At 69.8% G+C, this 20,444-nt stretch carries 18 protein-coding genes; 9 read left to right on the top strand and 9 right to left on the bottom strand.

Annotated elements, in window-relative coordinates; genetic code table 11:
- Both CK951_RS21915 and ric read right to left on the bottom strand, forming a co-directional pair.
- The gene (locus CK951_RS21915) at positions 1–1,494 is read right to left on the bottom strand and encodes an alpha/beta hydrolase (RefSeq protein ID WP_269770436.1); all 1,494 of its coding nucleotides are present in this window, start codon (positions 1,492–1,494) and stop codon (positions 1–3) included.
- A 57-nt stretch (positions 1,495–1,551) separates the two neighbouring features.
- Positions 1,552–2,226 carry an iron-sulfur cluster repair di-iron protein gene (gene ric / locus CK951_RS12060; RefSeq protein WP_096786382.1) on the bottom strand — a complete coding sequence of 225 codons (675 nt, stop codon included), beginning with the start codon at positions 2,224–2,226 and terminating at the stop codon, positions 1,552–1,554.
- A gap of 152 nt (positions 2,227–2,378) precedes the next feature.
- On the opposite strand from ric, the gene CK951_RS12055 reads away from it, so the two are divergent.
- Positions 2,379–3,023: an L-fuculose-phosphate aldolase gene (locus CK951_RS12055; RefSeq protein ID WP_096786381.1), complete on the top strand. Its 645-nt coding sequence runs from the start codon at positions 2,379–2,381 to the stop codon at positions 3,021–3,023.
- A 147-nt stretch (positions 3,024–3,170) separates the two neighbouring features.
- Here the strand turns inward: CK951_RS12055 and CK951_RS12050 are convergent, their stop codons facing one another.
- The 5 genes from CK951_RS12050 to CK951_RS12030 form a co-directional block, all read right to left on the bottom strand.
- Complete coding sequence (locus tag CK951_RS12050) at positions 3,171–3,767, bottom strand: cytochrome b/b6 domain-containing protein (RefSeq protein ID WP_096786380.1); 597 nt, start codon at positions 3,765–3,767, stop codon at positions 3,171–3,173.
- Between the two features lie 3 nt (positions 3,768–3,770).
- Positions 3,771–4,220, bottom strand: coding sequence for a cytochrome c (locus CK951_RS12045; RefSeq protein WP_096786379.1), 450 nt, complete (start codon positions 4,218–4,220; stop codon positions 3,771–3,773).
- Positions 4,221–4,430: 210 nt separating this feature from the next.
- Complete coding sequence (locus CK951_RS12040) at positions 4,431–5,981, bottom strand: phosphatidylserine/phosphatidylglycerophosphate/cardiolipin synthase family protein (RefSeq protein ID WP_096786378.1); 1,551 nt, start codon at positions 5,979–5,981, stop codon at positions 4,431–4,433.
- A complete protein-coding gene (locus tag CK951_RS12035; RefSeq protein WP_096786377.1) occupies positions 5,978–6,703 on the bottom strand; it encodes an endonuclease/exonuclease/phosphatase family protein in 726 nt (241 codons plus the stop codon). The genes CK951_RS12040 and CK951_RS12035 overlap by 4 nt, the downstream gene beginning before the upstream one ends.
- A gap of 162 nt (positions 6,704–6,865) precedes the next feature.
- Positions 6,866–7,198, bottom strand: a complete 333-nt coding sequence (locus CK951_RS12030; protein WP_096786376.1) for a phasin family protein — start codon at positions 7,196–7,198, stop codon at positions 6,866–6,868.
- 171 nt (positions 7,199–7,369) lie between these two features.
- On the opposite strand from CK951_RS12030, the gene CK951_RS12025 reads away from it, so the two are divergent.
- Both CK951_RS12025 and lhgO read left to right on the top strand, forming a co-directional pair.
- Positions 7,370–8,887, top strand: coding sequence for an AAA family ATPase (locus tag CK951_RS12025; protein WP_096786375.1), 1,518 nt, complete (start codon positions 7,370–7,372; stop codon positions 8,885–8,887).
- A gap of 199 nt (positions 8,888–9,086) precedes the next feature.
- A complete protein-coding gene (gene lhgO, locus CK951_RS12020; protein WP_198402348.1) occupies positions 9,087–10,277 on the top strand; it encodes an L-2-hydroxyglutarate oxidase in 1,191 nt (396 codons plus the stop codon).
- A gap of 49 nt (positions 10,278–10,326) precedes the next feature.
- Here the strand turns inward: lhgO and CK951_RS12015 are convergent, their stop codons facing one another.
- Together CK951_RS12015 and CK951_RS12010 are read right to left on the bottom strand one after the other, a co-directional pair.
- Positions 10,327–10,887, bottom strand: coding sequence for a UbiX family flavin prenyltransferase (locus tag CK951_RS12015; RefSeq protein WP_096786373.1), 561 nt, complete (start codon positions 10,885–10,887; stop codon positions 10,327–10,329).
- Positions 10,884–12,377 carry a UbiD family decarboxylase gene (locus CK951_RS12010; protein ID WP_096786372.1) on the bottom strand — a complete coding sequence of 498 codons (1,494 nt, stop codon included), beginning with the start codon at positions 12,375–12,377 and terminating at the stop codon, positions 10,884–10,886. Before CK951_RS12010 ends, CK951_RS12015 begins: the two co-directional genes overlap by 4 nt.
- A 122-nt stretch (positions 12,378–12,499) precedes the next feature.
- On the opposite strand from CK951_RS12010, the gene CK951_RS12005 reads away from it, so the two are divergent.
- The 6 genes from CK951_RS12005 (at position 12,500) to CK951_RS11980 (ending at position 20,178) form a co-directional block, all read left to right on the top strand.
- Positions 12,500–13,024, top strand: a complete 525-nt coding sequence (locus tag CK951_RS12005; RefSeq protein ID WP_096786371.1) for an SCP2 domain-containing protein — start codon at positions 12,500–12,502, stop codon at positions 13,022–13,024.
- The gene (locus CK951_RS12000) at positions 13,024–14,004 is read left to right on the top strand and encodes a peptidase U32 family protein (RefSeq protein WP_096786370.1); all 981 of its coding nucleotides are present in this window, start codon (positions 13,024–13,026) and stop codon (positions 14,002–14,004) included. Before CK951_RS12005 ends, CK951_RS12000 begins: the two co-directional genes overlap by 1 nt.
- Positions 14,005–14,008: 4 nt before the next feature.
- Positions 14,009–14,905 carry a U32 family peptidase gene (locus CK951_RS11995; protein ID WP_096786369.1) on the top strand — a complete coding sequence of 299 codons (897 nt, stop codon included), beginning with the start codon at positions 14,009–14,011 and terminating at the stop codon, positions 14,903–14,905.
- Between the two features lie 130 nt (positions 14,906–15,035).
- A complete protein-coding gene (locus CK951_RS11990) occupies positions 15,036–15,923 on the top strand; it encodes a cation diffusion facilitator family transporter (protein WP_096786368.1) in 888 nt (295 codons plus the stop codon).
- Between the two features lie 102 nt (positions 15,924–16,025).
- Positions 16,026–16,991: an efflux RND transporter periplasmic adaptor subunit gene (locus tag CK951_RS11985; protein WP_096786367.1), complete on the top strand. Its 966-nt coding sequence runs from the start codon at positions 16,026–16,028 to the stop codon at positions 16,989–16,991.
- Positions 16,984–20,178: an efflux RND transporter permease subunit gene (locus CK951_RS11980; protein ID WP_096786366.1), complete on the top strand. Its 3,195-nt coding sequence runs from the start codon at positions 16,984–16,986 to the stop codon at positions 20,176–20,178. Before CK951_RS11985 ends, CK951_RS11980 begins: the two co-directional genes overlap by 8 nt.
- Positions 20,179–20,444 lie beyond the last annotated feature (266 nt).

The raw sequence follows: 20,444 nt of genomic DNA, 5'->3' as shown, positions 1-20,444 counted from the left end.
TCAATAGACCAGTGTCGAGGAGGCGCCGAAGAGTGGCGTCGAGGCCGCGATCGACCAGGCCAGCACGATCCCCAGCCCCGCGCCCACCGTGGCTGGGCCGGTGCGCCCGCCGATCCAGCGCCCCATCAGGCCGAAGACCAGCAGGAACAGCAGGAATACCGGCGCCACGGTGAAGGACAGGCCCAGCCGCTCCGGTTCCGCCGCCATGGCTCCGCCAAGGGTGAGGATCGGCACCAGCGCGAGCAGCGCCCGCCGCCAGAGCCGCGCGTCCTGCGCCAGATGGGCATGGGCCAGCATGAAGGGCAGGGTTCCCGCCGCCAGCAGCGCCGTCAGGGCGATGCGCGGGCCGGTCGGAAGGAAGGCCGCCGCATAGCGGTCCATCGCCAGCGCGAAGGCAAGGCTCGCCGCCAGCAGCGCCCCAAGCGCCGGCCAGTCGATCCGCAGCTCCAGCCCGCGATAATGCGCAAGCAGCGCAAGCTGCACCGCGCCCCAGACGCCGAAGAACAGCGCGATCCGGCCGAAGCCCGCGAAGCCCAGGACCGAGCCCCCGAACTGCAGCGCCGCCATCGCCGCGGGCAGGGCCGGCAGGAGCAAGAGGACAAGGAAGAACCGCCAGCCCACCTCGGGCGCGGGTCGGCGCCGGTCGGGCAGCAGCCCCGCCACGGGCCAGGTCAGCGCCACCAGCGCGCCGAGAAGCAGCAGGATCCATGGGCCCGTCGCAGCCACCGGCGCGGCGCCGGGGGCCAGCCAGTCGCGCAGCTCGCGCAAGGTGGCGGGACTCCAGAGCACGCCGGCATGGCCGACCCAGGGCGAGACCGCGGCGCGGCGCTCCACGGCTCCGGCGCGCACCGTCTCTCCCTCGGCAGCAGCGGGGGCGACCTGATGGACCATCTCCAGCGCCACCTCGCGCAGGCCGCCCTCGCGCTGGCCCGAGAGGATCAGCAGCTTCGCAGGAGTTTCGGGCGTGACCTGCCGGGAATAGGCCGAGATCAGCGCGACCGGGCCAATCGCCCTGCGGTCGCGCGCGGCGCGCACGAGGATGTCGGTGGCCATCGAATGTCCGACCAGCGCGGCCGGACCCCGCACGCCGGGCAGCGCCTCGGCGGCCTCGATCACCTGAAGCGTCTGGCGCATCAGCTGGACGGTCGTGCCGCTCGATCCGCGCTCGTTCGGGAAGGCGTCGGGCGACATCGGCAGCCGGCTGCGGCCCTGGCCGTGGAAGTCAAAGGACACCACCGCCATGCCCGCGCGCGCAAGGCTGAGCGAGATCGCCTCCATCATCTGACGCGAGCCGCCGAACCCATGCGCCACGACCGCCAGCGGCGCCTCGAGGCTGCCTGCGGGCCGGTAGAGCGTCGCCGGCGTGTCGCCGACCGGGAAGGGGGTCCGTTCGATGCCCGAGCGCGCGCGCTCCAGCATCGCCACCGACAGGATCACCGCCGCAAGGGCGAGGACGGCCGCGGCAAGCCGGACGGAACGGGTGGAAACGGACACGGGAGAACCTCCGGGAAGGGACGATCCCGAAGGTTCTCCATGCCCCTCACCGCAAGGTCAAGCCGCTGCTGGGCGCTCGAACCGCGGGAAGAGGACCTCGTTCTCCAGATGCATGTGCGCGACCAGATCCTCGGCGAACTTGCGCACGCCTGCGTAAAGCGCGTGCCACGAGCGGCAGGCGCCCTCGGGCGGGGTGAAGCCGCGGGTGATGTGCTCCAGCCGCTTCAGCTGGTCGGCGTGGCTTGCGTGCTCGTCGCGCATCACGGCGATGGGGTGGACGATCATCGGGTTCCCGCCCATCCGCATCATCGGAAAGAGGATCTCCTCCTCCTTCGCCATGTGGTCTTCCATCTCGTAGCGCATCGAGTCGAGCAGTTCCGTCAGGCCCAGCGGCGCCTCGTCATGCTCGCCATGCACCGCCTCGACCTTCTCGGCGAGCGGGATGAGGTCGGACAGCTCCCTCCGGTGCGTTTCGTGGTAGCGCGTCAGGATGTGGTCGATGATCGCGGCGGTCTCCTGCGGCGCCTCGGCTCCGGCGGCGGCAGCAAGGGCCTGAAGTTCGGCCAGCAGCGCCTGCGCCGACAGCCCGTGCTTCGCAGCCGCCTCGGCAAGGCTGAGCCCGCCGCCGCAGCAGAAGCTGATCCCGTGGCGCCGGAACAACCCGGCGGCGCCGGGAAGCCCGGCCGCGATCTCGCCGACTTCGCTGTCGAGGGTGAGGGAGATGTCTGTCATGGCGGCTCCTTCCGGATCTGGTGTCGCCTTCTGCTACCGCCGTGGCCGGGGGCGAACGTTGCGCCAGCGCACAGAAGCGATGCGACGCCCGGCGGATTTGACGCCGGGGCGCGTCCCGCCTATTCCGGCGCCAGAAGAACGGGAGAGGCAGGATGCAGGCGGACGAGCTGGCGAAACGCAAGGCGATCATTGACGCCTGTCTCGAGATGAACCGCTCGGGGCTGAACCAGGGCACCTCGGGCAATATCTCGGTCCGGCACGGCGAGGGGCTGCTGATCACGCCGACCGCCATGGCCTATGGCTCGCTTGAGCCCGAGGACATCGTGTATCTGGCGATGGACGGCACGGCGACCGGACGGCACAAGCCGTCGAGCGAGTGGCGCTTTCACCGCGACATCCTTGCCGCGCGACCCGAGACGAATGCGGTCGTCCATGCCCATCCGCTGGCCTGCACGACGCTTGCCATCCTGAACCGGCCGATCCCAGCGGTGCATTACATGATCGCGGCGGCGGGCGGCCCGACGGTGCGCGTGGCGCCCTATGCGATCTATGGCTCCGAGGAGCTGTCGCAGCATGCCGTTGCGGCGCTGGAGGGGCGCTTTGCCTGCCTGCTGGAGCATCACGGGATGATCGCCATCGGCCCCACGCTTGCCCGCACCATGTGGATCGCCGAGGAGGTCGAGACGCTGGCGAAGCAGTATCTGGGCTGCCTGCAACTGGGAGAGGTCCGGCTGCTGTCGGACGAGCAGATCGCCGCCGTGGTGGAGAAGTTCGCGGGCTACGGCCTGCGCGCCTGAGCCGTCCGTCGCCCGTGTCGGGATGATCGCGCGGGGCCTGCAGGCCGGGGGCGCAGCGCCCGTCGGACAGGTGGTGCGCGGCACGGCTGGCAAGGGGGGCAGGCGCCCGGACCCTCGGCCCGGGCGTCTGGCTCCCGTTGACGGCGCTCAGGTGCGCCGCACGGTCTTGAGGCCGGTCAGCATCGGGCGCACCAGATCCTCGCCCTTCCAGAGCTTGTAGAAGGCGATGGCCGCCAGATGCAGCGCGACGAGGCCGAGGATGACGCTGCCCATGACCTCGTGCACCAGAAGCGCCTTGCGCGAGACCCAGGCCGGCACCGAGGCCGCCAGCGGGCCGACGTTCACGAAATCCTCGGGGTCGGCGACCAGCCCCGACAGGGCCTGAAGCGCCAGCGCCAGAAGCACTGCCACGATGAAGAGGCCGCCCAGCGGGTTGTGCCCGCGCCAGTAGGAGGGCTTGCGCCGCCAGGCCTCGGCCGCATAGGCGAGGATCTCGCGCGGGCGGTAGACGAAGCTCGAGAAGCGGGCGGGCCGGGGACCGACCAGCGCCCAGATCAGGCGGAAGGCAAGCAGCCCGATCACCGCGTAGCCGGCATAGAAATGCAGCGTCATCACGTCCGGGCCGAACTCTCCGAGTCCCCAGGCGAGGATCACGGCGGCAGCCAGTGCCCAGTGGAAGACCCGGAGTGCCGGGTCCCAGATGCGGACGGTCTCGATGGCGGAGCGGGTGTCCGGGCTGCTCATGGCTCAGTCCTTCGCGCGGAAGTCGTCGTGGCAGCCCTTGCAGGTGCCGCCGACCTTGCCGACCGCGGCGGCAAGCTCTTTCTGACCGGCACCGGCCGCGGGCTCCAGCGCGGCGATGGCTTCGAAGAAGGCCATGCCCTTGCCCTTGTAGGCCTCCGTGTCGGTCCAGATCGCCGCCTTGGCGCGGGTGCCCTTCACGTCATCGGCCGAGGTGCCGGGGGCGTAGAGGTCCGAGGGGTCGTATTTCGTCAGCGCGACGAGGTCGGCCGCATGGGCCTTGGCGGCATCGGCGTCATAGGGCATCTCGCCCTTGGCCATGGCGGCCAGCGGGCCGAACTCGATCGCGACGAGCGAGAAATACCCCTTGCGGGCCTCGACGACATGTTCGGCATCGGCAGCCATCGCAACGACGGGAAGGGCGGCCACCAGGGTGGACAGCAGAACTCGTTTCATCTGGTTTTCCTTGCTACAGGCCCGCAACGGGCAGGCGATCGTCACACGGTGACTCCCCTGAAATCCGTCGCGCCAGGGTGCCGTTTCAACTGCGGCAGCTTGCCGCACACGGGGAATGTGGCGCTGAAATTGCTTCCAGATCAACGGTTAGACGTCAAATTTCGACATTTGAATATTTCGTGGCGGCTGCGTCGGGTGACGGAAACGCCGTCAGAGATAGCTCTGGATCGGCAGGTGCCCGACCACCCACGAAACCGCGCGCAGCACCACGGGCGAGTCCGGCTCGAACCGCGCGACCCCGTTTTCGCCGCCACGGATGACGGACCAGCGCAGCCGCCCGCGCTCCAGCGACAGGCAGTGCGCCTGATCGGGCGCGCATTGCCGATCGAACATCGTGGAGAGTTCGGCGAAGACGTCGGGCTCCTCGAACAGCACCCCCAGTTCCGTGTTCATGAAGGCCGAGCGCAGGTCGAAGTTCAGCGATCCCACCACCGCCTGCCGGCCGTCGATCAGGAAGACCTTGGTGTGAAGCAGGTCGCGCCGCCCCGTGGCGCGCGGCAAGGGCCCGAACTCGAAGAGCCGCGCCCCCGCCTTCAGCAGCGGCAGCCGGTAATGGCGATAGGCGCCATGGACGAGCACCATGTCGGTGACCGACAGCGCGTTCGTCAGGATCGAGAGCCGCAAGCCCATGCGCGCGATGCCGGTCAGCAGGTCGCAGCCATCGTTGCCCGGCACGAAATAGGGCGTGACAAGGCGCACCTCCTCCTTCGCCTCGCGGAGCAGTGCCGTGATCGCCTCGCCCATCCAGGGACCGGAGCGATGGCCGAGCGCCTTGTCGGGAGGATCGGCCAGCAGGGTCACGCGGTCGGTCCAGCGCAGCCGCGAGGTCAGAAGCTGCGCCGGATCTCGCCCCTGCAGCGTGCGGGCCAGGAAGGATCGCGCGTGGGGCGAGCGGTTGTGCCGCGCCATCCGGCGGCGGAACGCATGCACGTTGACCTTGAACTCGGGCCAGAGCGTCAGGATGGGCAGGGCGAGGCCAAGGTTCCAGTAGCTGTCGAACAGGCCCTCGACCTCGGCCACCACCGGCCCGGTCAGCATCACATCGGCATCCCGCGACATCGCAAGGCCGCTTTCCTCGGCGTCGTAATAGGTGTCTCCGATGTTGCGGCCGCCGAGGATGGCCAGCCGCCCGTCGGCGATCCAGGCCTTGTTGTGCATGCGGCGGTTGAAGCGTGACAGCCCCAGCAGCATCTCGAGCGAGCGCCGGGCGACATGGCCGCGGTTGCGGGTCGGGTTGAACAGGCGAACCTCGACGTTCGGGTGCTGGTTCAGCGCCAGGAAGGCGCGGTCGAAGCCCTGCACGTTCACGTCGTCCAGCAGCAGCCGCACCCGCACGCCGCGGCTGGCGGCTTCCAGAAGCTCCTCGATCAGCAGCCAGCCGGTCAGGTCGGTGCGCCAGATATAATACATCAGGTCGAGCGAGCGCCCTGCCATCCGTGCCGAATGCGCGCGGGCGGCATAGGCGTCAGGGTTGTCGATCAGCGCGAGGATGCCCGACTTGCCGGGATTGCCCGCCTCGAGCGGCGCGAACAGCGCGTCGAGCGGCGTGAGCGGCCCGGTTTTCGGCAGCGCCATGGTTACGGGCCCACGCGCCTTGCGCGCGAAGCGCCGCCACGAGCGCCAGGTCAGCGTCGAGAGCGCCGCCACGGCGGCAGCGGCGAGCATCACCCAGAAGAGCGCGCCCAGCCAGCCCTCGATCATGATGCGGCCGCGATCCGGGCCGGCAGGCGCAGCCGGGCCTTGATCGGCAGGTGGTCCGAGGCCCGCCGCGCCAGCGGGGTGTCATGGGTCACGACGTCGTGCAGTTCGCCATGCTTGCAGGTCATCAGTCGGTCCAGCGCCAGGATCGGAAACCGCGAGGGGTAGCTTCTGACCACTGCCGCACCGGTGAAGTGGCGCGCGAGGTGGTTCATTGCCGCGCCCGAGGTGCCGCGCCATTCGTTCAGGTCGCCCATGAGCAGCGTGGGGAGCGGATCGCTCGCCTCGATCCGTTCGAGCAGGTGGCGGGTCTGCGCCGCGCGCGATCCGGGCAGCAGCCCGAGATGGGCGGCGATCACCCGGATCGACCGGCCGCGCATCGCAAGGTCGATCATCAGCGCCCCGCGCGGCTCGAAGCCGGGAAGCACGATCTTCTGGACCTGCTCCACCGCCGCGTCGCGGACGAGCAGCAGGTTGCCGTGCCAGCCATGCGCCCGGCCGCGGCCCTCGACCTTGACGGCCTCGAGCCCGGTCTCGCGTCGCAGCATGTCGAGGTCGAGAAGGCCCGCCCGGTCGCCGAAGCGCCGGTCGGCCTCCTGCAGGGCTACGATGTCGGCGTCGAGTTCGGCGATCACGGTGGCGGTTCGCAGAAGATCCCGGCGCCTGTCGGTGCCGATCCCCTTGTGGATGTTGTAGGAGGCGACGGTGATTTCGGCAGCAGGCATCGGGGTCTCGCGGCAGTTTCGTCAACCGGACAGATGGGAACGCCATGGCCGATGGAAAAGCCCCGGAGCCGCGAGCGGTTCCGCCGCCCGGCGACAGAACTGCCCCTTCCTGCCCCGCGGGGCAGGGCGCCGCCCGCCCCGGGGGCGGGCCGCGGGAGGGCCTCACAAGGTTCTGATCGCGAACGACCGGTCGAGTGTCTCCGTCCAGATCCCGGTGAGGCGCCCGGCCTCCTCGGTGTACTGGTCGATCGCCCTCTGCCACCAATGCGCCCGCAGATGCGCAAGCTCGGCGAAGTTGCGGCACTGAAGCATCTGCTGCTGGGTCTTGACGGTCTCGCAGACGCGATCGGCCGCGAACTGCATCATCTCGTTGGTCAGCCGGTTCCACAAATCGAAGGCTACGGCCGGGCCGGCCTGAAAGGCCGTCGCCGTCTGGCGAAGGTCTGCGGTGGCAGGAGCGGAGCCGGTGGTGTCAGGTCTCTTCGAGAACGTCATCTTGAGACTCCTTCTGAGCGATGCGCCTTCCCGTCAGGGGTGAGCGGCCTCGCGCCAAGAAACTTTCCACGGGCACCCGCTCGCGTCAATGACCCGGGTCAAGGCGGCGGGGGGACGCGTTGACATCCTGACCGCAGCGGTCACGCTCGGCGCAGGGAAAGGCAGGCCAGCATGCAGGACCAGAGCGAGACGGTGCGCTTCCTTGCCGATCCGGCAACGCATGGCGGGGTGCCGGTCGAGGTGGTGGAAACCCACGGCGCGCTGGTCTTCCTGGTGGGCGATGCGGCCTACAAGATCAAGCGGGCGGTCCGCTACGACTACATGGATCTCTCGACGCTCGACCGGCGCCATGCGATGCTTGCGCGCGAACTGGAACTCAACCGGCCGGCCGCGCCGCGGATCTACCGCGACCTGCTGGCCGTCACCCGCGACGGAGGCGGTCTTGCGCTGGGCGGCCCGGGCGAGCCGGTGGAATGGGTGCTGCGGATGTGGCGCTTCCCGACGGCTGACGAACTTCTCGCCGTGGCCGAGCGCGGCGCGCTGGACGACAGGCTGGCCGCCCGACTGGGGCACCGATTGCAGGCCTATCACCGCGCGGCGCCCCGGCGCGACGCGGACGGGACGCGCCTGATCGCCGACATCCTCGACGAGTTGGCGCGGGTCTTTGCGGACATGACAGAAGCTCTGGGAGCCGAGCGGATCGCGCGGTTCCAGACGGACGCGCGGACAGCCCTGGACCGGCTTGCACCGCTTCTTAGCGCACGCAGCGCATCGGGACATGTCCGGCGCGGCCATGGCGACCTGCACCTGAGGAACCTGGTCCTGATCGACGGCGAGCCCGTGCCTTTCGACGCGCTGGAGTTCGACGAGACGCTCGGCACCTGCGACGTGCTCTACGACCTGGCTTTCCTGCTGATGGACCTGGACCACCGCGGCCTGCGCCGCGCGGCGAACGTCGCACTGGGGGCGTGGCTTCTGGACGCGGATGGCGCCGAGGATGCAGGACTGGCCGCGCTGCCGCTGTTTCTCGCGGTGCGGGCTGCCATCCGGGCGATGGTGCTGGTGCAGACCGATGTCGCGCGCGGCACCCCCCGCGCGTCAGAGGGCGAGGCACGCCGCTTCCTCGACGAGGCCTGCGGCGCGCTCAGCCTCCGGCCTCCGAAGCTGGTCGCCGTGGGTGGCGTCTCCGGTACCGGGAAGACGGCGCTTGCGGCGGCGCTGGCCCCTTGGCTCGGGCAGGCACCCGGCGCCATTCACCTGCGCAGCGATCTTGAACGCAAGGCGATGTCGGGCGTGGGCGAGACGCAACGGCTGCCCGGGGCGGATTATGCCGCCGCGCGCCGGACCGCGGTCTACCGGCGAATGATGGGCAGGGCCAGGACGATCCTCTCGGCCGGCTGGCCGGTCGTGCTGGATGCGACCTTCCTCGATCGAGGGAACCGGCGGGCGGCGGCCGATCTGGCCGCCGGGCTCGGGCTGTCCTTCCACGGGCTCTGGCTTGCGGCGCCCGCCGAGGTTCTCGTCGCGCGGGTGTCGGCCCGGCAGGGGGACGCCTCGGATGCCGATGCCGAGGTGGTGAAAGCGCAGCTTGCGCGGCATCCCGAGGCCGGCGACTGGACCGCGCTCGACGCGGAGCGACCGCTCGATCAGGTCGAGACGGCGGCCCGCTCGGCGCTCGGCCTGTGTTGAGGGTCGCGGCGATTCGCCGGCAGGACGCCGTCGCCCTAGCGTGGCCTCGGCCGCGCACCGCAACTGCCAGAGCGGCCTGCGCTGCACGTCCCTGCCAGGCGGCTGGACCGGAATCCTGACCGTGGCGCGGCCCCTTCGGGGTTGTGTCGGAGGTCCGATCTGCGCTGATATGGCGGCCACGTCATTCCGGAGACCCTCATTGATTACCAGCGATTTTGTCATCATCGGCGGCGGCATCGTCGGGCTTGCCTCCGCCCTCAGGCTTCAGACCCTTCATCCCGGCGCGAGCATCCTCGTCCTCGAGAAGGAAGCGGCTGTCGCGCAACACCAGTCGGGGAGGAACTCGGGCGTGATCCACGCCGGCGTCTACTATGCCCCCGGCAGCCACAAGGCGCGCTTTTGCGCCAAGGGCGTCGCCTCGACCCGCGCGTTCTGCGACGAGCATGCCATCCCCTACCGCATCTGCGGCAAGCTGATCGTGGCGACCGATCCATCGGAACTTGAACGCATGGCGACGCTCGAGTCCCGGGCGCGGGCGAACGGCATCGTCATCGAGCGGCTCTCGGGTGAGGAGGCGCGCCGGCTGGAGCCGAACATCAAGGCGGTGGCGGCGCTCCTGTCGCCCACTACAGGCATCGTCGATTACGGCCTCGTGGCCGCGCGCATGGCCGAGCTGTTCCGCGACCGCGGTGGGCAGATCCGCCTGGGAGCGGAGGTGCTGGGCGGCTTGGAAAGCGAGGCGGGCGTCACCCTGCGCACCACCGGCGGAGACATCTCAGCCGGGAAGGCCGTGTTCTGCGGCGGTCTTCACGCCGACCGGCTGGCGCGGGCCTTCGGCGCCAGCCTCGATTTCCGCATCGTGCCGTTCCGGGGCGAGTATTTCGCGATCAGGAACCAGCCCGACGATCTGGTGCAGCACCTGATCTACCCGGTGCCCGATCCGTCGCGGCCGTTCCTCGGCGTCCATCTCACGCGCAAGATGAACGGCGGCTTCACCGTCGGCCCGAACGCGGTGCTGGCCCTGAAGCGCGAGGGCTACCGCCACGGCGACGTCTCGCTGAAGGACATGGGCGACAGCCTGTCCTACCCGGGCTTCTGGAAGCTGATGCGTCGGAACGCCGGTGCCGCGGTCGAGGAGCTTTCGGCCTCGCTGGTCCGCTCGCTCTACCTGCGCAAGGTGCACAAGTATTGCGACCGGATCCGGCAGCAGGATCTGGCGCCCTATCGCGCCGGGGTGAGGGCTCAGGCGGTGGGCGCGGACGGGCGGATGATCGACGACTTCGTCTTCGTCCGCACGCGCCACGCGCTTCATGTCTGCAACGCGCCCTCGCCGGCGGCGACCTCTTGCCTGCCGATTGCCGAGCATATCGTGGACGAGCTGATGACCTGACATGCCTTGCCCGGCTGCCGCATGGGTCGCGGCAGCCGGGCGCTTCGGGTCAGCCCTCGCCCCAGGCCTGTGCCTGCGGACGGCCGAGGCCCATGAGGTCCACAGCGCGGGCGGCGATCTGCTCGACGATGGCCTCGACGCTCTCGGGCTTCAGGTAGAAGGCGGGGACCGGCGGGGCGACGATGGCGCCCATCTCGGTCACCGCCGTCATGTTCCGCAGGTGCGCCAGCGTCAGCGGGCTTTCCCGCGTCAGCAGCACCAGCCGGCGCCGCTCCTTCAGCTGGACCGAGGCGGCGCGCGTCAGCAGGTTGTCGTCCAGCCCGTGCGCGATGGCCGCCAGCGAGCGCATCGAGCAGGGCGCGACGATCATCCCCGCCACGGGAAACGAGCCCGAGGCGATGGCGGCGCCCACGTTCATGATGCCATGGACGCGGGTGGCGAGGCTGCGGAGCGCCTCAGGGGCGTCGGGGCCGATCTCCTCGACCAGCGTGCGCTCGCCCGCCTTGCTGATGACGAGGTCGATCTCGGCGCCGAGCCGCGCCAGATGCCGCGCGACGGCTGGGGCCAGCGCCGCACCCGACGCCCCCGAGACGCCCAGAACCACCCTCACGACTTGATCCTCAGCTTCGCGAGCAGCTTGTCGGCGAAGGCCTCGGCCTCGGGCGACTGCGCCATGACCTCGCCCCATTCGCGATGCGTCTCGGGGCCGATCTTGTTCGTCGCGTCGATGCCGATCTTGCCCGCGAGCCCCGGCTCGGGCGAGGCGAAGTCGAGGTAATCCATCGGCGTCTTGTCGAGGATCATCACGTCGCGCGAGGGGTCCATGCGGGTGGCCAGCGCCCAGGCGACGTCGTCCCAGTCGCGGGGGTTGATGTCGCCGTCCACCACGATCACCATCTTGGTGTAGGAGAACTGCGCGAGCATCCCCCAGAGCGCCAGCATCACTCGCCGCCCCTGTCCGGGATAGCGCTTGTCGATGGCCACGATCGCGATGCGGTAGGAGCAGGCGGCCGGTGGCAGGTAGAGGTCCTTCACCTCGGGGATCTGCTGGCGGAAGACCGGCATGGCGAGGTCGTTGAACACCTCGCCGATGACGGAGGGCTCGTCGGGCGGACGCCCGGTGTGAGTGGTAAGGTAAAGCGGGTCGCGGCGATGGGTGATCGCCGAGACGCGCATCACCGGGAAATCCTCGACCGAGTTGTAATAGCCGGTGTGGTCGCCGAACGGCCCCTCGGGCGACATGTCGCCGGGATGCACCCAGCCCTCGATCACGATCTCGGCGTTCGCCGGCACCATCAGCGGCACGGTGCGCCCCTGAACCAGCGGCGTCCGAGCCCCGCGCAGCACGCCCGAGAAGGTCAGTTCCGACACCGGCTCGGGCAAGGGGAGCGCCGCCGACAGCAGCAGCGCCGGGTCGCAGCCGAGCGCGAGCGCCACCGGCATCGGCTGACCCGCGCGCATCCATGTCCGGTAGTGACCCGCCCCGCCGCGATGGGCGAGCCAGCGCATGATCAGGCGATCCCGCCCGATCACCTGCGCGCGGTAGACGCCGGCGTTGTAGGTCAGCGTGTCCTCGGCGTTGGTCCCGTGCGGGCGGGTCAGCACCACGGGCCATGTCACCAGCGGCCCGGCATCGCCCGGCCAGCAGGTCGGCACAGGGATCATGCCCAGATCGACCGCCTGGCCCTCGTGCACCACCTCCTGCACCTCGGCCGAACGCACGTGCTTGGCCCGCGTGTTCAGCGCAGCCTGAAGCTGCGGCCAGCGCGAGAGCGCGTCGCGCATGCCCGCCACCGGGGCCGGGGCGCGCAGCGCCGCAAGGAAGGCGCCAAGATCCGGGATCTGCTCGAGCGAAAGCCCCAGCCCCGCCGCCACCCGCTCGCGCGTGCCGAAAAGGTTCGCCACCAGCGGCATCGTGGCCGAGGTGTCGCGCAGCTTCTCGAACCGCAGGACCGGCCCGCCGCCGCGCAGCACCTTCGAGGCCACGGCTGTGGTTTCATGCCGCAGCGAGACGGCCTCGCCGATCCGGGCAAGGTCGCCCTTCCGGGCGCACCAGTCGAGAAAAGCCCGGAGATCCGGGAAGATGGGCAGGCTGCGCATGAAACCTCACTGTCTGGGCTCGCGGCGTAGCAGCGCGAGCCGGACAGTTGCTTGACTTACATCAATATGGGACTGCGGCATGGATGTTAGGGGAACGCCGATCCGATCGGAACAGGTGTGCCATGACCAGTCTGCCCACGCTCGCCCCGCCGCTTTCGCGGCTGGTGGGGCTTTTGCCGAAGCCGCCGGCCTCGGTCGCGCTGACGCTGCTTGCCCGCCGCATCGCCGCGCGCCACCCTGAAATCATCAGCCGCCTCGGCACTCACGTCAACGCGAGCTTTGCGCTCGATCCGACCGATCTGCCGGTGGTGATGATTCTCACCCTGCCCGCGGGCGAGCCGCGCATCCGGCTGCAGAAGGATGCCTCGGGCGCCGACTGCCGCATCTCGGGCAACCTGTCGGCGCTGCTAGCGCTGGTGCATGGCGCAGTGGACGGCGACGCGCTGTTCTTCTCGCGCGATCTGGTGATCGCGGGCGACACCGCCGCCGCGCTGGCACTGCGCAACGCGATCGACAATGCGGAACTCGACCTGCTGGAGGAAATCCAGCATGTTGCGCCGCCGCTCGGCCGGGCGCTCGCCCCGATCGCTGCAGCCATTGAACGTCAAACCGGCGTGGCCCTGCGCCGCGCCTCCGGAGTCTACTGATGGAACTCGTCTGCCCCGCCGGCACCCCTGCCGCGCTGCGCGCCGCCGTGGAAGCCGGCGCCCACACCATCTATTGCGGCTTTGCCGATGAGACCAATGCGCGGAACTTTCCCGGGCTGAACTTCTCGCGGCAGGAACTGGCCGATGGCGTGGCCTTCGCCCACAAGCACGGCTCGCATGTGCTGGTGGCGATCAATACCTTCCCGCGGGCGGGGGACGAGGGGCTGTGGCACCGCGCGGTGGCCGATGCCGAGAAGGCCGGGGCGGATGCGGTGATCCTCGCTGACATCGGCCTGCTGGCTTACGCCGCGAAGCATCATCCGAACCTGCGCCGGCACCTGTCCGTGCAGGCCGCCGCGGCGAACCCGGACGTGATCAACTTCTACGCCCGCGAATTCGGCGTGAAGCGCGTGGTGTTGCCGCGCGTCCTGACCGTCGCCGAGATCGCCGCGATCAACAAGGAGATCCCCGGCGTCGAGACCGAGGTCTTCGTCTTCGGCGGGCTCTGCGTCATGGCAGAGGGGCGCTGCTCGCTCTCGTCCTACGCCACCGGCAAGTCGCCCAACATGAACGGCGTCTGCTCGCCCGCCACGCAGGTGGAATATGTCGAGGAGGGCGACCAGCTGGCCGCGCGCCTTGGCGATTTCACCATCCACCGGGTCGGCAAGGACCAGCCCGCGCCCTATCCGACCCTTTGCAAGGGCTGCTTCACCTCGGGCGACCAGACCGGCCACATCTTCGAGGATGCGGTGAGCCTCAACGCGCAGGACATCCTGCCGCAACTGAAGAAGGCCGGAGTGACGGCGCTGAAGATCGAGGGGCGGCAGCGCTCGCGGTCCTACGTCGCGCAGGTGGTGCGCAGCTTCCGTGCCGCCGTCGATGCGCTGGACAAGGGCCTACCGATGCCGCAGGGCGCGCTGGCCGCGCTGTCGGAAGGGCAGGCGACCACCACGGGCGCCTATGCCAAGACCTGGAGGTAAGGCGATGGATCTTACAATCGGACCGAACCTCTTCTTCTGGGAAGCCGAGCGCGTGCGCGACTTCTACGCGAAGATCGCCGACGAAACTCCGGTAGCCCGCGTCGTGGTGGGCGAGGTCGTCTGCTCGAAGCGCCTGCCGTTCTGGCAGGGCGAGATCCCGATTGCCGTCGACCGGCTGAAGGCCGCCGGCAAGGAGGTCTGGATCTCGTCGCTCGCCCTCGTGACGCTGAAGCGCGAGCGGCAGCTGACCGAGGAGCTGATCGACGCCGGCGCCGGCATCGAGATCGCCGATCTGACCGCGCTGGCCTATCTGCCGGCCGGTGCGCCCTTCTCGGTCAGCCCGCTGATCAACGTCTACAACGTGGGGACGGTCGACTGGCTCGCCTCGCGCGGGGCAAAGCGGATCTGCCTGCCGAACGAGCTGCCGCTCGAATCGGTCGCGGTGCTGGCCAAGGCGGGCGCCGAGCGTGGCGTCGCGGTGGAGGTCTGGGGCTTCGGCCGCCAGCCGCTCGCCATCTCGGGCCGCTGCTATCACGCGCGCCTGCACGACCGGATCAAGGACAGCTGCCAGTTCATCTGCAACGCCGACCCGGACGGCCGCGAGGTCGATACGCTGGATGGTGAGCAGTTCCTCGCGGTGAACGGCGTGCAGACGCTCTCCTGCGCGACCTCCTTCGCGGGGCGCGAGATTCCGGGGCTGCTCGCTGCGGGCGTGTCCTCGCTGCGCCTCTCGCCCCATACCGGCGACATGGTCGCGCTGACGCGCGCCTTCGATGCCGCGGTGAAGGCCGGAGCCTGCTCCGAGGAACTGGAGGCCGCTGCGAAGGCGGTGGCTCCGGGGGGGCAACTCGCCAACGGCTACCTGCACGCGCGCGCCGGCGCCGAATGGGTCGACGCCTGAGACTGCGAGACATTCTCAATTCGAATCAGGCGCTTGCCTGATCCGTGCGAATCCTGATAGAGCGGCCGCCTTCGCAGGGCGGCCGCCGGTCATTCCAGCCCTTGCCCGTTGACGCCCCCGGAGCAGGCCAATGTCGCAGACCGTGAAACTTGCCGTGGGCAGCCTTGTCGTGGGCCTTCTCGTGCTGGCGCTCAAGACGCTGGCCTGGGCGATGACCGGCTCGATCGCGCTTCTGTCGGATGCGATGGAGAGCACGGTGAACGTGGTCGCGGCGATCGTCGCGCTGATCGCGGTGCGGGTGGCGGCGATCCCCGCCGATGCCAATCACCCCTACGGCCACCACAAGGCCGAGTTCCTGAGCGCGGTCCTGGAAGGCGCCATGATCATCGTGGCGGCGCTGCTGATCCTGCGCGAGGCGACGCTGGGCTTCCTCGATCCCCGGCCTCTGGTCGCGCCGGTCGAGGGCCTGCTGGTCAACGGGGCCGCCAGTGTCGTGAACGCGGTCTGGTGCTGGGTGCTGATCACCCGGGGCCGCAAGCTGCGCTCGCCCGCGCTGGTGGCTGACGGACGGCACCTGCTGTCGGACGTCGTGTCGTCGGTGGGCGTGACCATCGGCGTGCTGGCGGCGATCTCCAGCGGCTGGCTGTGGCTCGACCCGGCGCTGGCGGCGCTGGTGGCGGTGAACGTGCTCTGGTCGGGGTGGAGGGTCATGTCGTCCTCGGTCAGTGGGCTGATGGACGAGTCGGTTTCCGACGACGTGCTGGCGCGGGTGCGCGAGGTGATCTCGCTCGAGGCGGTGGGTGCGGTGGAGGCGCACGACCTGCGCACCCGCCACGCCGGGCGGGTGACCTTCATCGACTTCCACCTCGTCGTCACCGGCGCGACCACGGTGGCCGCCGCCCACGACATCTGCGACCGGATCGAGGCCGCGCTGCACCGCGAGGTGCCGGATAGCCGGATCTCGATCCATGTCGAACCGGAGCACAAGGCAAAGCACAACGGCATCGTCGTGCTTTGAGAAGATCCTGACGCCGGGCAGGCTTGATCGGGCGGGCTTCTGCATATATTCGTGTAAGCGAATGTGATCCGGCCGCCCGCGGCCCCGCACCGGACCCTTGCCATGACCCGCCTCATCCTTGCGGCCCTGCTGGTGCTTCTGCCCCTGCACGCGCTTGCCGAGCCCCTCGCGTATTCGACGGTGACCGACTGGAAGGCGGTCTATGGCCGCATCGAGGCGCGCGACCGCATCCCCGCGCGCTCGCGGCTCGGCGGCACGCTGGTCTCGCTTGCGGTGACCGAGGGCGACCGCGTGACGGCGGGACAGGTGCTGGCCGAGGTGGTGGACGAGAAGATCGGCTTTCAGCTGGCCGCCGTCGATGCCGAGGCCGAGGCGCTGAAGGCGGAACTCGACAACGCCCGGACCGAACTGAAGCGGGTCGAGGATCTGCTGGCCCGCGGTGTTTCCACCACGCAGCAGTCCGACGCGCTGCGCACGCAGGTTCAGGTTCTGACCGGCCGGATCGCCGCCAACCGCGCGGAACGGCAGGTTCTGGAGCAGCAATCGGCCGAGGGTCGGGTGCTGGCGCCGATCGCGGGCCGGGTGCTCGACGTGCCGGTCGCGGCAGGCGCCGTGGTGCTGTCGGGCGAGGAGGTCGCCACCATCGGCGGCGGCGGCTTCTTCCTGCGCCTTGCCGTGCCCGAGCGGCATGCCGCCTTCCTGAAAGAGGGTGATCCCATCGGCATCGAGGGCGCCGGAGGCGGCATGACGGGCAAGCTGGCCCGGATCTATCCGCTGATCGAGAACGGCCGGGTGATCGCAGATGTCGACGTGCCGGGCCTGTCCGATGCCTTTGTCGATGCGCGCCTGCTGGTGCGCCTGCCGGTGGGCGAGCGGCAGGCGCTGCTGGTGCCCGCCTCCGCGGTGCGGCAGCGCTCCGGCCTCGACTTCGTGGCCGTCAGGGTAGGGGAGGCCGCGGTCGAGCGGACCGTGATCCTCGGGCCGCGGCACGAGGTCGGGGGCCGGACGATGGTCGAGGTTCTGACCGGGCTCCAGCCCGGCGATGACGTGGTGACGACCGATGAGTGACAGCGCGCCCCGGCTCGGCCTTGCCGGCTGGATCACCCGGTCCTTCATCGGCTCGTCGCTGACGCCGCTGTTCATCCTCGCCGCGCTGGCGGTGGGGCTTCTGGCGCTGGTCTCGCTGCCGCGAGAGGAGGAGCCGCAGATCTCCGTCCCGATGGTCGACATCCATGTCGCGGCACCGGGCCTTCGGGCCGAGGATGCGGTGAAGCTGGTGACAGAGCCGCTCGAGACCATCGTGAAGGCCATCGACGGCGTCGAGCATGTCTATTCCAGCACCGAGGATGACCGGGCGATGGTCACCGCCCGGTTCGAGGTTGGCACCTCCTCGGATGCGGCCGTGCTGCGCGTGCACGACAAGGTGCGCGCCAACATGGACCGCATCCCCGCCGGAATCCCCGAGCCGCTGATCGTGGGCCGCGGCATCGACGATGTGGCGATCCTGTCGCTGACGCTCGTGCCGGCGGCCGAGGGCGTCTCGGCCAACGACCTGACGCGGATCGCGCGCGAGCTGCGCACCGAGGTCGCCAAGGTCGAGAACGTGGGCCTGACCTATCTGGTGGGCGAGACGCCCGAGGCGATCCGCGTTGCCCCCGACCCCGAGAAGCTCGCGCTTTATGGCGTCACGCTGCAGAGCCTTGCGGCGAAGGTCGGCGGCGCCAATGCGGCGCAGGATGCGGGACTGCTGCGGCAGGACGGCGGGCAGGTCGCGCTGATCGCGGGGCGCACGCTGACGACGCCGGCCGACATCGCGAACCTTCTGCTGACCACCCGCGACGGCCGGCCGGTCTATGTCGGCGACGTGGCGACGGTCGGGATCGTCACAGACACGGCCGAGGCGCTGGTGGCGCATGTCACCCGCGCCGAGGACGGCAGCCTCATCCGCACGCCGGCGGTGACGTTGGCCATCGCCAAGCGAGCCGGGGCGAATGCGGTCGTGGTGGGCGAGGCCGTCCTGCACCGGATCGAGGCGCTGAAGGGCAGCCTGATCCCGGACAGCGTCTCGGTCACCGTCACCCGTGACTATGGCGAGACGGCGAACGAGAAGGCGAACGAGCTGCTGTTCCACCTCGGGCTGGCCACGGTCTCGATCATCGCGCTGGTGTGGCTCGCCATCGGCTGGCGCGAGGCGATGGTGGTGGCCATCGTCATCCCGGTCACCATCCTGCTGACGCTCGCCGCCGCCTGGATGATGGGCTACACGCTGAACCGGGTGTCGCTGTTCGCGCTGATCTTTTCCATCGGGATCCTCGTGGACGATGCCATCGTGGTGATCGAGAACATCGCCCGGCACTGGGGACTGGACCGGGCAAAGCCCCGCGCGCAGGCGGCGATCGAGGCGGTGGCCGAGGTCGGCAACCCGACCATCGTGGCCACGCTGACGGTCGTTGCGGCGCTGCTGCCGATGCTCGCGGTCTCGGGGCTGATGGGGCCCTACATGAGCCCGATCCCGGCCAATGCCTCGGCCGCGATGATCTTTTCCTTCTTCGTCGCGGTCATCATCACGCCCTGGCTGATGCTGAAGATCGCCGGCCGTGCGCCGGTGCATGGCGAGGATCATGCGACGCCCGGCGGCCGGCTGGGTCGGCTCTACACCGCCGTAGCGCGGCCGATCCTGAAGACGAAGGGGCGCGCGCTTGGCTTCCTGCTGGCGACGGTGGTGGTGTCCTTCGGTTCCATGAGCCTGCTTTACACCCAGCACGTGACGGTGAAGCTGCTGCCCTTCGACAACAAGTCGGAACTGGCCGTGGTGATCGACCTGCCGGAAGGATCCTCGGTCGAGGCGACGGACCGCGTGGCGCAGGATGCCGCGCGGGCCGTGCTGGAGCTGCCCGAGGTTGCCTCTGTCCAGACCCATGCCGGCACGGCGGCGCCGTTCAACTTCAACGGGCTCGTGCGGCACTACTACCTGCGCGGTCGCCCGCATGAGGGTGACCTGCATGTCAACCTGCTGCCGGGCGACGCCCGCGACCGCGAGAGCCACGAGATCGCGCTGGAGATCCGCCAGCGCCTTGCCGCGCTGCCGGTGCCCGAAGGCACGGTGCTGAAGACGGTCGAGCCGCCCCCCGGCCCGCCGGTGATCGCGACGCTGCTGGCCGAGGTCTATGGCCCCACGCCCGAGGCGCGGCGCGAGGCAGCGGCCCGGATCCGCGAGGCGTTCGAGGACGTGCCGTTCATCGTCGATGTCGACGACAGCTTCGGCACGCCGCCCGCCCGACTGCGCGCCACGATCCAGCCGGACGATCTGGAGTTCTTCTCGGTTCAGGAATCCGACGTGTTCGACACGATCCGGCTGCTGAACGGCGAGAGCGTGGTGGGCTACTCCCACCGCGGCGAGGGACGCCATCCCGTGCCGATCCTGCTCGCCCGCCCCAAGGGCGACCGGGTGCTGGACGAGCGATTCCTCTCGACGCCGATCCCGGCCGACCTGCTGCCCGGCGCGCGCGGGGTGGTGGAGCTGGGTGACGTGGTGCGGGTGACCGAGGAACGGGCCTCCTGGCCGATCTTCCGCCACAACGGCCGCGCCGCCGAGATGGTGACGGCCGAACTTGCCGGCGACTTCGAGGCGCCGCTTTACGGCATGCTCGCGGTGGCCGACCGGCTCGAGGCGATGGACTGGCCCGAGGGGACGAAGCCCGTCATCGCCCTGCACGGCCAGCCCGAGGACGAGTCGAGGCCCGTGCTGCTCTGGGATGGCGAGTGGGAGGTCACCTGGGTCACCTTCCGCGACATGGGCGGGGCCTTCGGCGTGGCACTGCTGGGGATCTATATCCTCGTGGTCGCGCAGTTCGGCAGCTTCCGCCTGCCGCTGGTGGTGCTGACCCCGGTGCCGCTGACCTTCCTCGGCATCATGGCGGGGCACTGGATGTTCGGGGCGCCGTTCTCGGCCACCTCGATGATCGGCTTCATCGCGCTGGCGGGAATCATCGTGCGCAACTCGATCCTGCTGGTGGATTTCATCCGCCATGCCGATCCGACGGGGCGCGAGCCGCTGGACATCCTGATCGAGGCCGGGGCCATCCGCTTCAAGCCGATCCTGCTGACGGCGCTGGCCGCGATGATCGGGGCCGCGGTGATCCTCGCCGACCCGATCTTCCAGGGCCTCGCGATCTCGCTCCTGTTCGGATTGATGAGTTCGACGCTGCTGACGGTGCTGGTGATCCCGGCGATCTACCGCGTCTTCCGCACCTGACCTTTTTCCGATGGTCAGCGACGCGCGGCGGATGCGCGCGTCGCCCTTGGCTCCCCTGAGACCGGGCGCGACGTCGCCCGTTCCCTCTTCCGCGACTCGGGCGTCGGGTCGCTCCTTCGCTCCCTTGAGATCGGGCGCCGCTTCGACCTGCCGCTTCACGGCTGTCCGCGACGCGGGGGCGACCCTGGGACCAGGCGTCGCACCAGCGTCCGGAATTGATGCTCGTCAAGGAGAGCTGTTCGCAACGCGATCAGATTTTGGGCAGG

It is taken from the genome of Rhodobacter sp. CZR27 (assembly GCF_002407205.1).
Lineage (GTDB): Bacteria > Pseudomonadota > Alphaproteobacteria > Rhodobacterales > Rhodobacteraceae > Cereibacter_A.
The sequence above is the reverse complement of the archived record's forward strand: the minus strand, read 5'-3'. Positions and strand labels throughout refer to the sequence as shown.

Coding starts and splice junctions, on each gene's coding strand:
- ric (WP_096786382.1), bottom strand. CDS start 2,226: ATGACAGACATCTCCCTCACCCTCGACAGCGAAGTCGGCGAGATCGCG.
- CK951_RS12055 (WP_096786381.1), top strand. CDS start 2,379: ATGCAGGCGGACGAGCTGGCGAAACGCAAGGCGATCATTGACGCCTGT.
- CK951_RS12050 (WP_096786380.1), bottom strand. CDS start 3,767: ATGAGCAGCCCGGACACCCGCTCCGCCATCGAGACCGTCCGCATCTGG.
- CK951_RS12045 (WP_096786379.1), bottom strand. CDS start 4,220: ATGAAACGAGTTCTGCTGTCCACCCTGGTGGCCGCCCTTCCCGTCGTT.
- CK951_RS12040 (WP_096786378.1), bottom strand. CDS start 5,981: ATGATCGAGGGCTGGCTGGGCGCGCTCTTCTGGGTGATGCTCGCCGCT.
- CK951_RS12035 (WP_096786377.1), bottom strand. CDS start 6,703: ATGCCTGCTGCCGAAATCACCGTCGCCTCCTACAACATCCACAAGGGG.
- CK951_RS12030 (WP_096786376.1), bottom strand. CDS start 7,198: ATGACGTTCTCGAAGAGACCTGACACCACCGGCTCCGCTCCTGCCACC.
- CK951_RS12025 (WP_096786375.1), top strand. CDS start 7,370: ATGCAGGACCAGAGCGAGACGGTGCGCTTCCTTGCCGATCCGGCAACG.
- CK951_RS12010 (WP_096786372.1), bottom strand. CDS start 12,377: ATGCGCAGCCTGCCCATCTTCCCGGATCTCCGGGCTTTTCTCGACTGG.
- CK951_RS12005 (WP_096786371.1), top strand. CDS start 12,500: ATGACCAGTCTGCCCACGCTCGCCCCGCCGCTTTCGCGGCTGGTGGGG.
- CK951_RS12000 (WP_096786370.1), top strand. CDS start 13,024: ATGGAACTCGTCTGCCCCGCCGGCACCCCTGCCGCGCTGCGCGCCGCC.
- CK951_RS11995 (WP_096786369.1), top strand. CDS start 14,009: ATGGATCTTACAATCGGACCGAACCTCTTCTTCTGGGAAGCCGAGCGC.
- CK951_RS11990 (WP_096786368.1), top strand. CDS start 15,036: ATGTCGCAGACCGTGAAACTTGCCGTGGGCAGCCTTGTCGTGGGCCTT.
- CK951_RS11985 (WP_096786367.1), top strand. CDS start 16,026: ATGACCCGCCTCATCCTTGCGGCCCTGCTGGTGCTTCTGCCCCTGCAC.
- CK951_RS11980 (WP_096786366.1), top strand. CDS start 16,984: ATGAGTGACAGCGCGCCCCGGCTCGGCCTTGCCGGCTGGATCACCCGG.